Origin of the sequence: Streptomyces sp. NRRL B-1347, from assembly GCF_000720325.1 — a bacterium.
In the GTDB taxonomy this organism is placed as follows: domain Bacteria; phylum Actinomycetota; class Actinomycetes; order Streptomycetales; family Streptomycetaceae; genus Streptomyces.
The window spans coordinates 95,436-106,445 of record NZ_JOJM01000020.1 but is presented as its reverse complement, the minus strand read 5'-3'; the positions used below and the strand labels follow the sequence as shown (position 1 = coordinate 106,445).

14 protein-coding genes are annotated in these 11,010 nt (G+C 72.5%); 2 read left to right on the top strand and 12 right to left on the bottom strand.

From position 1 onward, the window contains the following. Positions 1–1,350, top strand: a 1,350-nt coding sequence (locus tag IG74_RS0119120) for an MFS transporter (RefSeq protein ID WP_030678266.1), incomplete at its 5' end; no start/stop codon positions are given. A gap of 20 nt (positions 1,351–1,370) precedes the next feature. Here the strand turns inward: IG74_RS0119120 and IG74_RS0119115 are convergent. From IG74_RS0119115 to IG74_RS0119075, 9 genes are all read right to left on the bottom strand, one after another. Then, a complete protein-coding gene (locus tag IG74_RS0119115; protein ID WP_030678263.1) occupies positions 1,371–1,859 on the bottom strand; it encodes a cupin domain-containing protein in 489 nt (162 codons plus the stop codon). A gap of 188 nt (positions 1,860–2,047) precedes the next feature. Then, entirely contained in the window at positions 2,048–2,302 is a 255-nt protein-coding gene (locus tag IG74_RS0119110) for a hypothetical protein (RefSeq protein ID WP_030678261.1), read from the bottom strand. Continuing rightward, positions 2,289–2,537 carry a hypothetical protein gene (locus IG74_RS0119105; RefSeq protein WP_030678259.1) on the bottom strand — a complete coding sequence of 83 codons (249 nt, stop codon included), beginning with the start codon at positions 2,535–2,537 and terminating at the stop codon, positions 2,289–2,291. Before IG74_RS0119105 ends, IG74_RS0119110 begins: the two co-directional genes overlap by 14 nt. A gap of 11 nt (positions 2,538–2,548) precedes the next feature. Then, a complete protein-coding gene (locus IG74_RS0119100; RefSeq protein WP_030678256.1) occupies positions 2,549–3,412 on the bottom strand; it encodes a peptidoglycan-binding protein in 864 nt (287 codons plus the stop codon). Continuing rightward, entirely contained in the window at positions 3,409–3,612 is a 204-nt protein-coding gene (locus IG74_RS0119095) for a hypothetical protein (protein WP_030678253.1), read from the bottom strand. The genes IG74_RS0119100 and IG74_RS0119095 overlap by 4 nt, the downstream gene beginning before the upstream one ends. Positions 3,613–3,678: 66 nt before the next feature. Further along, on the bottom strand, positions 3,679–5,928 hold the full coding sequence (locus tag IG74_RS0119090; RefSeq protein WP_030678250.1) for a hypothetical protein: 2,250 nt from the start codon (positions 5,926–5,928) through the stop codon (positions 3,679–3,681). Beyond that, on the bottom strand, positions 5,915–7,165 hold the full coding sequence (locus IG74_RS0119085; protein WP_158857686.1) for a hypothetical protein: 1,251 nt from the start codon (positions 7,163–7,165) through the stop codon (positions 5,915–5,917). The genes IG74_RS0119090 and IG74_RS0119085 overlap by 14 nt, the downstream gene beginning before the upstream one ends. 41 nt (positions 7,166–7,206) lie before the next feature. Continuing rightward, positions 7,207–8,358 (bottom strand): hypothetical protein, encoded by a 1,152-nt coding sequence (locus tag IG74_RS0119080; RefSeq protein ID WP_030678245.1) that lies wholly within the window; start codon positions 8,356–8,358, stop codon positions 7,207–7,209. Between the two features lie 30 nt (positions 8,359–8,388). Further along, positions 8,389–8,889, bottom strand: coding sequence for a hypothetical protein (locus IG74_RS0119075; protein ID WP_030678243.1), 501 nt, complete (start codon positions 8,887–8,889; stop codon positions 8,389–8,391). A 29-nt stretch (positions 8,890–8,918) separates the two neighbouring features. On the opposite strand from IG74_RS0119075, the gene IG74_RS0119070 reads away from it, so the two are divergent. After that, on the top strand, positions 8,919–9,494 hold the full coding sequence (locus IG74_RS0119070) for a hypothetical protein (RefSeq protein WP_030678240.1): 576 nt from the start codon (positions 8,919–8,921) through the stop codon (positions 9,492–9,494). A 50-nt stretch (positions 9,495–9,544) separates the two neighbouring features. Here IG74_RS0119070 and IG74_RS0119065 read toward each other — a convergent pair whose 3' ends face one another. From IG74_RS0119065 to IG74_RS0119055, 3 genes are all read right to left on the bottom strand, one after another. Then, on the bottom strand, positions 9,545–9,871 hold the full coding sequence (locus IG74_RS0119065) for a hypothetical protein (protein ID WP_037825731.1): 327 nt from the start codon (positions 9,869–9,871) through the stop codon (positions 9,545–9,547). Between the two features lie 74 nt (positions 9,872–9,945). Further along, positions 9,946–10,236 (bottom strand): hypothetical protein, encoded by a 291-nt coding sequence (locus IG74_RS0119060; protein WP_030678237.1) that lies wholly within the window; start codon positions 10,234–10,236, stop codon positions 9,946–9,948. Between the two features lie 85 nt (positions 10,237–10,321). Beyond that, positions 10,322–10,969 carry a hypothetical protein gene (locus tag IG74_RS0119055; protein ID WP_030678235.1) on the bottom strand — a complete coding sequence of 216 codons (648 nt, stop codon included), beginning with the start codon at positions 10,967–10,969 and terminating at the stop codon, positions 10,322–10,324. Positions 10,970–11,010: the final 41 nt, after the last annotated feature.

Here is an 11,010-nt window from a genome sequence, read left to right as displayed (position 1 = left end):
CCCACCCCCCGAGCCACCACCGCCCTCCTCGCCTCCCTCCTCGGCTTCACCGTCATCACCGTCGACGTCTCCGCCGTCAACATCGCCCTGCCCGACATCCGCTCCTCCCTGCACGGCGGCATGACGGGCCTGCAGTGGGTCGTGGACGCGTACACGCTGATGTTCGCGGCGCTGATGATCTCCGCGGGGGCGCTCGCCGACCGGGCGGGGGCGCGGCGCGCCTACGCCTGGGGCACCGCCCTGTTCACGCTCGCCTCGCTGGCCTGCGCCCTCGCGCCCGGCATCGGCGCGCTCATCGCCGCCCGGATCGGCCAGGGGGCCGCCGCCGCGGTCGTGATGCCCGCCTCGCTCGCGCTGATCCGGCAGGCGTACGACGACCCGAGGCGGCGCGCCCGCGCCATCGCGCTGTGGACCGTGGGCGGCTCCGCCGCGATGGCGGCGGGCCCGGTGCTCGGCGGCGTCCTGACCCAGACGGTCGGCTGGCGCGCGGTCTTCCTGCTCAACCTGCCGATCGGCGCCCTGATCCTGGCGCTGCTCGCCCGCACCGCGCCGTCCCCGCGCCGCCCGGCGCCCCTGGACGTGCCGGGGCAGCTCACCGCCGTGCTCGGCCTCGGCGCGCTCGCGTACGCCGTCATCGAGGGCGGGCACGCGGGCCCGACGAGCCCCTCGGTCCTTGTCGCCGCGGGCCTCGCGGTGGCCGCGGCCTTCGCCTTCCGCGCGGCCGAGCGGCGGCACCCGGCGCCGATGGTGCCGCTGCCGCTGCTGCGCCAGCGCGAGGTCGGCGTCTCGCTCGCGGTCGGCTTCGCGGTCAACGCGGGCTTCTACGGGGTGGTGTTCCTGCTCGGCCTGTACCTCCAGCAGCTGCGGGGCATGTCGGCGGTGGCCGCGGGCCTGATGTTCGTGCCCCTCGCGGTGCTGATCACGTCGACGAACCTCGTCTCGCCCCGGTTCGCGGAGCGGGCGGGCCGCCGCCCGGTGATCGTGACCGGCCAACTGATCCTGGCCGTGGCCATGTTCGCGCTGCTCCCGCTCGCGGCGGACACCCCGATGTGGCTGGTCCTGGTCCTGCTGGTGCCGACCGGCATCGGCGGCGCGCTGGCGGTGCCCGCGCTGACGGCCCTGCTGATGGACGCGGTCCCCGGCCACCGGGCGGGCACGGCGTCCGGCCTCCTCAACTCCCTTCGCCAGACGGGCGGCGCGCTGTCGGTGGCCCTGTTCGGCGCGCTCATCGGCAGCGACGGCGGCTATGCGGTGAGCGGCATGCGGCAGGGCCTCGTGGTGGTGGGCCTCGTGCTCCTCGCCACGGCGGCGCTCTCGGCGTGGCGGCTGCCCCGGGGCGGCGGCCGCTGAGGGCCGGCCGCCCCGGCTCCTCAGTGGCCCTGGTCCACGAAGAAGCTGTCGTGCTCCACGAGGAACCGCCCGAACGCGTCGCCCCCGCGCTGCGCCGCCTCCGCCACGTTCTCGAAGTACTCCTCGCGCGGGGCGCCCGGCGAGAACAGCATCAGCATCGACGTCGGCGCGTCGGACACGTTCCGGAACGCGTGCAGCCCGCCGACCGGTACGTACAGGAAGTCACCGGGCCCGCCGGTGCGCCACTTGTCGCCGTCGTAGAGCTCCAGCTCCCCGTCGAGGACGTAGAACGACTCCGAGATCCCCTTGTGGAAATGCGTGCTGGGCCCACCCGCCCGCGGCCCCATGTCGACCTTGTAGAGGCCATACTCGCCCTGCGTGGACAGGGTGGTGGCGAGGTAGTGGTAGTCCTGCGTGGGCGTGGAGTAATCGGGCGGGGTGTCGGCCGGGCGGTACACCGCGCTGACTTCGCCCTCGTCGGAGAAGTACCGGGGATCCGGGTAGGACATGATCGGCTCCTTCTGCCTGCCCCTGCTGGATGGTGACGACACCATCCTCCCCACGAACCCCGCCCACCACATCGGCCCGGGGGCCGAGGGGGCGGGGGCGTTGGGCTTAGTGCTGGGGGCCCAGGGGCGCCGTGCTCCGGGGGACCGGCGGGGCCCGCCGGAGCACGGCGACGTACACCGGCCGCGGGTCAGCGGCCGGACTGCTGCCACAGCGTGAGCGCGAGCGCCGTGCAGGACGTGACGGCGGCGAGCGAGGGCAGCGGCCACCTGGTCCGCTCCAGGGCGTCCAACCGCTCCTCGTGCTCGCCGATGGCCTTGTCGGTCTGGTCGGCGCGCTGCAGCAGCAGGGCCAGATCGCCGCGGGTGGTGGCGAACCCCACGTCGACCGAGCGGTGCAGGCGCTCCAGCTCCAGGGCGATGCCGTCGGTGTCAGAGCCGGCCATGGTCCGCCTCCTTCCGGGGCGGCGGACCCGTGCGGACGCGCAGCCACTCCGGGAGCAGCCGCTGCACGGCCGGGGCGGACATCAGCCGGCTGAGCGCCCCGGCCACCGCCACCGCGACGGCCACGCCGGGAAGGCCGTGTGCCGCGGGGTCGCCCGCGAGCAGCGGCAGGGCGGTGACCAGGCCGAACAGGGTCTGGACCAGGGTGCGCAGGGCGCGGCGGCCGGGGTCGGTCATGGCGGTCTCCCTCATGCCTGCGGCACGCGCAGCCGGTCCCAGCTGGCGCGTCCCGGTATGCCGTCGGCGTCCGCGCCGGAGTACCCGAGCTCGCGCTGCCAGGCCGCGTACGAGAGCACGTCGGCAGCGGTCCACTCGGGGCCCGGCCCCACCGCGTACCGCCCGCAGCCCTCGGCGACCAGACGGCGGCCGACGGCGGTGATCAGCGGGCTGCGGCGGCCCGGCACGAAGAACGCGGCGCCGGGGAAGACCGCGTACGCGGGACCGGGCCGGTCGGGCCCGCCGGGCGGGCGCGTGCCGAGCCGCCGGGCGATCCGCGTCCGCATCGAAGCCATCGAGAACGACGGGTCGATCTTGCGGCGGGTCCACTCCTTGTGGCCGATGACACTGGCCGCCGACCAGCCGTGGGCCCGGCAGAGGGCGGCCGAGAGCCGCTCCACGGCGTCCAGTTGGGCGCCCGGATAGGGGTCGCGGCCATTGCCGAGGTTCTCGATCTCGAAGCCGTAGAAGCGGGCGTTGCCGTCAACGGCGTCGGGGCCCGGCCGCGCGGGCGGGGCCTGCTCGGCGCGCACGGCCGCGAGCGCGGCGGCCGAGCCGGGGCCCGCGTGGTTGGTGCGGCCGTGGCCGAGCAGGTGGACGGTGCCGTCCTTGGTGATGAGGCCGAGGCACAGCGGGCCCGGGAGGTCGGGCAGCCCGTTCCGGCAGGCGGAGAGGCTGTCGCTGCCCGCCGTGTGGTGCAGCATCACGCCGTGGACGGGGCCCCAGGGGCCCTTGTGATTGCGGTTGTGGGAGCGCCAGCCGGGGTGCTCTCGGGTGCGGGTGCCTTCGTGGTGGAGGGCTCGCAGGTAGGCGGCGGGGGTGAGGGGAGTGCTCACGCGGCCTCACCGTCCGGCTGCGGCGGTACGGGGTCCTCGGTCCGGATCACCTCGGTGCCCAGGGCGCTCAGCGGGTCGTCGACGGTGACCTGCACGGGGTCCCGGCGCACGAGGTACACGGCGAGGCGCGCGGCCACGGTGTCCGCGAGCGCCGCGAGCTGCGCCTCGGTGAGGGTGACGGTCGTGGGGATGTCGGCCATGGTCTGCTCCTGGTGGTCGTACGTGCGTGGAGGGCGCGGGCGAGGGCGCGGCCCGGGCGCGCCGGGTCAGACGACCGGCGGGTCGGGGGTGAGCCCGGTGTCGGCGGGCACGCCGTTGTACGTGGTGCCGCGCAGCGTGAGCGTCTGCTGGACGGCGCCGCCGGGACCGCTGGAGGTTTTGATGCCGATGACCCAGCACAAGGTGTCCAGTTCGGCACCGCTGCCGTCCCGCAGCCGGACGACGTCGCCGAGCTGGACCCTCGGGTCGTACAGGACTTCCACGTCGCCGATGAGCGGCACCGGGTAGCGGCCCGAGGCGATCAGCGTCGTGGCGAGCGACTCGGCGGCCGCCTTGTCCTGGACCCAGTCGGAGGCCTCGGCGACGTAGCTCTGCACGCCGTAGTGGCGCTGGCTGACGGTGTCCCGGGCGGTGGCCCGGCGCTCGGCGGGCTCCTTCGCGGGCTTGGACGTCGTCAGGTAGAGCGACAGCGGGGTGCCGTTGGGCAGGCAGGTGTAGACGGGCACCTTCAGACGGTTGGACATCCGCAGGGTGAGGACGCCGGCCACGCGGCGGGCCTCGACCTCCACGGCGCCCTTCAGCGCCTTGTTCCCGGACGCGGTGGACGTGGCGAACCGGATCGCCGTCTCCGTCATGCTCACCTGGTCGTCGTCGGTGACCGGCGGCAGGATGTCGTACTCCTCCTCGGCGATCGCCCAGTGCCGGGTCACGGTCGCCGATTTGGGGATGGTGATCTGGGACGCCGCCACGAGGTGCGCCTTGTCCTCCTTGCCGACGTCGGACCAGTCCCGGTAGGGGACTTCGACGTGGTTGCGGCAGGCGTCGATCTCCTCGCTGACCGTCAGGGCCGCGATCTCCCGCTGCGTGGTCAGCGTCAGGTCGGGCTTGCTGGGCGCGGTCTTGAAGCGCAGGTGGTTGCGCCAGTGGAAGACGCCCTTCTCGTCGAACTCGGCGGTGGCCATGGCCGCTTTGGCGATCTGCGTGACGACCTCCCACTGCGACCCGGACACGCGGGGGATGGAGACCAGCGGCAGGGTCGCGTCGTCGAGCTGGACGGCGCGCGTCCACATGCCCTGCTGGTCGAAGTCGGCTCCCTTGGGCGTGGCGTTCACGTCGGCGGTCACCTGGAGGGCCTCGACGGCCATCTCGGTGACCAGTTCGACCTTGTACAGCTCGGCGAGGGACTGCTCGGCCTCGGGTTCGTCGATGGTGGCCACGGTTCCCACGAGGGGCGTGCCGCCATGGCTGATCACGGGCTGCACGGTGGGGCGCGCCTTGGACGCGCCGCCCGCGCCCGTGTCGATCCAGAGGCCGAAGTGCCACCGGCCCGCGTTCAGCATGTCGCTGAGCTGGTTGAACACCCAGACGAGGCCCTTTCCGGCGCCGCCCTCCGTGCCGGAGAAGACGCTCACCCGGCCGGAATGGGCCTCCACCTTGAAGGTGATGTACCCCTGTGCGGCGCCGGCCCGGTCGAAGAGGAGCTTGATGTCCTGGTTCATCCCGCCCATGGCGGTGTTCACCCACGCCTCGACGAACAGCTTGGTGCCGGGCACGGTGATGCGGCTGCGCGGCGCCCACACGGCCTTGACCGGGGCCGCCTTGGGCAGCAGTGCCATCGAGTGCGGGGCGCCGCCGCGGACCCAGCTGTAGGCGTCGTCGTCGGGGAACGAGAGCGGTGTGCCGTAGGTGGCTGCGAACCCGCCGTGCAGGGAGGCGTAGAGCACGGTCAGCGGGCTGTCGATGTCCGTGAACTCGGGCCCGCGCGGCGGCGGGCAGGAGTGCAGGCCCGCCTGCCGCAGGAGCTCGTCGACGCACCAGGTCGCGGTCGCCACGGGCCGGTTGGTACGGAATCCGATGTTCGGCCGGGGCAGCACCGCGCGCCCCTGGAGCCGCTCCGAGCCGTCGAGCGCGGTGACCGTCACGGTGTCCGTGCCGGAGCCCGCCGAGCGGGAGCGCACCCGGCCCCGGAAGGCGGGCAGCACCCCGGCGTCGAGCCCGGCGCTGTGCACGACCGACTGGCCGGGCCGCACGACGTCGCCGGTGGCGCGCTTGGCCCAGGGCGAGTAGAGCGCGGGCGCGGACACGCCGTTCGCGCCGCCCGCCTGGACGGTCAGCTGCGCGGCCGAGCTGCCGGAGAAGGCCCGCATCGCCTCCGGCAGGTCCGTGGCGTACGAGCGCTCCAGGGACCAGCTCTGGACCTGGTCGCTGAGGTCGCGTCCGCCGAACCGGGACTCGTGGGCGGTGACGCGGGACCCGGAGTTCAGGGCCCGGGTGAGGTCCTCGTCAGCCTGCTGCACTGGTCACCTCCGTGAGGTCGAGGGAGAGGCCGCGGTGAGGCAGCGGCCTGCCCGGTGTGTCGGTGTACGCGGTGATCGCCATCGGCGGGCAGCCGTCGCCCGGGAGTTCGCCGTCCGGGGCCATGGCACGCAGCTTCGACGTGCCGATCCGGCCGGTGAACGCGGCGGCGTTCGCGATGAACTGGAGGGCCGGTTCCACGAACGCGGCCCTGGCCGGCGCGGTCCCCGGTGCCCAGGCGTCGACGACCCCGGCGAAGGCGCCCGCCCGGTCGTACCAGGTGAGGAAGCAGGCCGAGGCCCGCCCGCGCAGGACGCTCGACACGGTGAGGTCCACCGACTGGCCCGGGGCCACGGGGAAGCCGACCGCGCCCGGCCTCCGCCAGCGCAGCACGGCGTCGACGTTCGCGGGGATGTCGAGCACGGCGTAGCCGCTGCCGTCCGCGCTCAGCGTCGCCCTGTCGGCCTGCCACTGGGCGAGGTCGCCCTTGCCCGCCGCCTGGTCGTCGGCCAGCAACTCCTGCGGGGACGCGGGTACGTAGGGGTCGTCCAGGGTGAGGACCGCACCGGCGAGCCCGATGGGGTTCCCGTCGACCGCGACGCTGGCCGACGGGGTGACGAAGGCGGCGCCCGCGGGGGCGGTGCCGACGACGGTCTGCCGGGACGCGCTCGTCGTGGCGAGCGGCTCGCCCGCCGCGTCCTTCCAGTCGAGCTGGGTCTTGCTGGTCGTCACCCGCCACGCCGTCGGCACGGTGAACCGCACGGAGGCTCCCGGCGGCACCGGGAAGCCGGGCCATTGCCGCGCGGCCCAGGCAAGCCGGTCGCTGTCGGCCGCCGGGCGCCAGGACCAGGTGTCCGGGAGGGCTCCGGCGCCGGTGTCGCGCACCACGGTCCCGCTGCCGGACACCACCCGCCAGTGGGCGCTCGCGCCGCCGTCTCCGCGCCCCGCCGCCTGGAGCGGGTCGAGCAGGTTCCGGGTCACGGGGTCGAGTACGGCGAGGGGGCCGGGCCCGTCGACGCGGCGCGCCAGGCGGTCCAGGTGCGTGGCGTCCGCCTCGGGCAGGCGGTCGAAGGTCAGCTTCAGTTTGCGTGCCGAGCGGCGGGGGGCGTGTGTGGTCACCTGCCCGCCCAGCGCGGTGAACTGGCCCACCCCCAGATCCGCTCCACGCTCCCAGCCCGTCGCCGCCTGCGTTATCTCCCGAAGGCGGCCGGGGTGTCCGATCCACAGGTTTCGTGGCATGACTGTCGTCCCTCCTTGCTGCTGTGTCCCGTCGGCGGGTGCTACCGGCGGGCGAGCTGTCGCTGCCCGGTCCACACGGCGCGGGCGATGGTCTGGGCGTCGACGTTCACGTGCACCGGCCGTTCGGCGAGGCGCTCCACGGCATCCGCGAGGCGGCGCAGGCCCGCGCCGTCGTGCCGGCTGCCGAGCATCCGCTCCAGCCTGTTCAGCGGGATCACGGCCTCGCTCTCCCCGCGCTCCGCGACGAGCGCGAGCGTGCCGCCGGGCCGGGCCCGTACGATGCCGCCCTCGGCGAGATGCGGCACGGGGATGCGCGGCAGGTCGAATCCGAACCCCTTGCCGCCGAGCCCCGGCACCCAGCCCGGGACCTTGAACTTGATCCGGTTCATGGCGCCGATGAGGATGTTGAGCCCTCTCACCAGTTGCACCACGGGCGACCGGAAGGCGTTGACGACCCCGGTGAACAGCGGCTTGAGGAACCGCGAGGCGGACGAGGACGCTTCCTTGATCCCGCTCCAGGCGGCGGAGACGCCGCGGCGCAGCAGCTTGGCGACCTTGTCCATGTCGACGAACTTCGTGATGAGCGGGGCGAGCAGCGCCATGACGAGCCCGAACGGGTTCGCGGCCATCGCGAGGTTCAGCCCCCGCTGCGCCAGGGACGCGCCCTTGAGCCCCTTGCCGAGCCGTCCCATGGACTTCCCGCCCCGGTCGGCGTTCCGCCCGGCCTTGCCGACGGACCGCTCCACGGCGTCGGCCTGCCGCTTGACGTCCCGCAGCGCGCCCTCGGCCTTGCCCGCGGACCCCCGGAGCCGGTCGAGCGAGGACTTGAGCTTGTCGGAACCGCCTTTCGCCTTGTCCAGGGCTCCATCGGCGGTGCGTAGCCCGGACCGCAGCTTCCGGACGGCGGTGTCGCTTCGGTTGGCGGATGTGCGGAACGTGCCGAGGGCGTTGCTTCCGCTCCGTGCTCCGGTACGGAGTTTGCCGAGGGCCGTGTTCCCGTCGCCGGCGGCGGTGCGGAGCTTGCCGACGGAGGTGCCGGCCTGTCCCGCCGACTTCTTGATCCCGTCGACGGCCTTGGAGGCGTCGCCCGTTGACGTGCGGAGCCGGGTGAGGCCCGTCGCCGCCTGGCCCACGGACGTGCGCATGCGGCCGAGCTGTGTGACGGCTGTTCTGAGGGATGTGTTCAGTGCCATGGATGCTCCTCCCGGGGTGCGGGGCCGACGTCAGAACCGGCCGTCGAGGCGCTCGATCTCGCCGTACAGCCGACGTACTTCCTCGATCGCGCGCCCGGCCGTCAGCTGGAGGTTCTGAATCTGGCTGTTCTGCCGGGTGTTGGCGTCCCCGACGGCGGACCGGTCGGCCTTGAGCCGAAGCTTCTGATTCAGGTCGCGGTTCATGGCTCTGAGGCGCCGGTCCGCTCGCCCGTCCACCTCGGTGATGCGATCGGACAGGGAGTCCGGATCCTTCTTCGCGGCCTTGAGGCGCCTCTTCTCCCGCTCCGCGAGCATGTCGTACTCGAAGTTCCAGAGCTTGAGGCCGCCGCTGAGAGCGGTGAACTCGCCCGATACAGCCGAGGCGGAACCGGAAACTCCTGTCGCGGCGGCGGACGCGCCGACCGCCTCCCCCTTCAGCCAGCCGGTTTCCAGCTTCCATTTGAAGGTCTGGAACTCCTTCTCGACGTCTGACAGTCTGTCCTTGAGGTCCTTTACTTCATCGTTGCTCATGTCTATCCCTCACCTCGGAGGATTGGTCGATGCACACAGAATCCAGGCGCTTGTTCTCCGGGCGCGGGGAGTCCGAATTCGATGTTCCGGAGGATCTCTCCGGTCGTGTGCTGCTCGCGGAGTTATGGGGAGGGCTCCTGGGGAAGGGGTTCTACGTCACCGGGCAAAAGGCGACGAAGAACTCCGTGCGAAGAGAGAAGGTAGGCGGTTCGGCGATGGGAAAGAGAAAGTCCCATCTCTTCATACCCGCCGAGTACGGTCGGCTCGGAATTACCGGCGGCGTGCACATCGTACGAACGTGGAACGTCGCCCTGAGCGAGGTGACGGACGCGCCTCGCCTGGGAGAGGTCGAGACCGCGGAAGCCTCGCGAGTCTTTTCCTATTCCGGAGGTTCGCGACAGGCGGACGTCACGTTTTCGAATCGTGGCTGTGTGACGCTGTTCGACCTGGAGGGGAAGGAAAAGGGTGTGCTGATCTCTCACGACGACAAATTCCACGGGACCATCACTCTTCCGCGGAAGCCAGGACTGATCGTGGTGAGCGCAGCCAGGGCCGGTTGGGGCTGGGGGGACGTGGGGCGCTGGGAAGTCAAGCTGCGCGGCTGACGGTCCCGCTTTTGAAGTCGGCCATCGTGTCGGGTGTCTCCGGGAGCCGGTCACCCGGCGAAGAACGCGGCCAGCCGGGCCGGATCCGGCCCTTGGTGCGATGGGGCATCGGACGCGGCGGCGTCGGTGGCGGCGGAACCCGGCCTGGGCAGAGGCTGTGGCGGTGCCGGCGGCTCCGCCTCCTCGTCCCGGTTGACCATTGCGAACATCCAGTTCGCCTCGGCCAGTTGGTCCACCGCGTGGGCCAGGAGATGGTCCGTCACCGCCCACTCCGCCGCCTCCCCGTGGAGCTCGCGGTGCAGGGCGCTGTCGCGTGGCAGGTGGCGGATCAGGACCGCGAGCCGACGGGAGGTGAGGCGGCCGCGGTGCCAGTCCAGGAGGTCGACGCCGTAGTGGCGGAGGAGGTCCGCCTCGAGGGCCTCGGCGTGTTCGTCGACGAGCTCGCCGAGGCTCAGTCTTCCCCCAGGCCGAGCCCCGTCTCCTTGCCGTAGGCCTCGAGGATCGCGGCGATGTCCTGCATGGTCGTCTCGTGCCGGGCGAAGCGCGCGAACTGCTGCTCGCCCAGGAGGAGCGCGAGCAGGCCGTCGACGTCGTTGTCGTCGAGGGCGCGGAGCTGGTGCGCCACCGCGCGCGTCAGCTCGGTGGGGAGTTCGAAAGTGTCGCCGTCGAGCTCGAAGGCCCAGGTCCGGCCGAGCGCTTCGAGGCGCTGGGCACGGGCGGCGTTGACGTTGAAGGCGGGCATGGGTCTCCAGTCTCCGATGAGGGGTGACGGGGTGGGGTGCCCGGGCGGGGCGGCCGGGGCCGGCCACCCCGCCCGGGCCTGCGGCCTACGCGTAGGACTTGTCCTTCATGATCCACTTGGCCAGCTCGCCGTTCGGCCCCTCGAGGGCCGTGAAGGTCACGCCGAGCTTCAGCGCCCCGGTCCGGGTCAGCCCCAGCTCCTCGGTCTCGGTGACCTGGCCGCGCGGAATGATGAAGCGGTACGTGATGTCCGAGCCGTCCTTGAACTCGATGCCCAGGGCGCGCTCGTCCTTCTGCGGATTGCTCGGCAGCTGGAACTCGTAGGTGCCGTCGACCACCTTGTCCTGCGGGGGCGTGCCCTCGGGGATCTTGGTCGGCTTGATCTCCGACGCCGGGATGCCCATGAAGAAGGCGAGGGTCTGCTTGTTCATCTGCAGGAGCTGGAACTTCACCGTGAGGTCGCGGTCGGAGTAGATGAACCGGGCCGGCGTCGCCGACTGCCAGGTGTCGACGGGATCGATCTTCTCCTTCTTGTTGAACTTGATCCCGTCGGTCGTGGTGAAGCCCAGGTCCTGCCAGTGCGGGAGCGGCCAGTCGTCGGTGGTCGTACGGGGGACCGGGACCGGGAGCGGGTCGGCGGACCCGGCGGCCGGCAGGGTGACCGGGGCGACCAGGATGCGGCCGGTGCCCGCGACGCGGATCTGGCCACCGTTGTTGGCGGAGGGGTTGGGCATGGGAACTCCTCGGGTGCGAAAGGTGTTTCGGGCATGAAGAA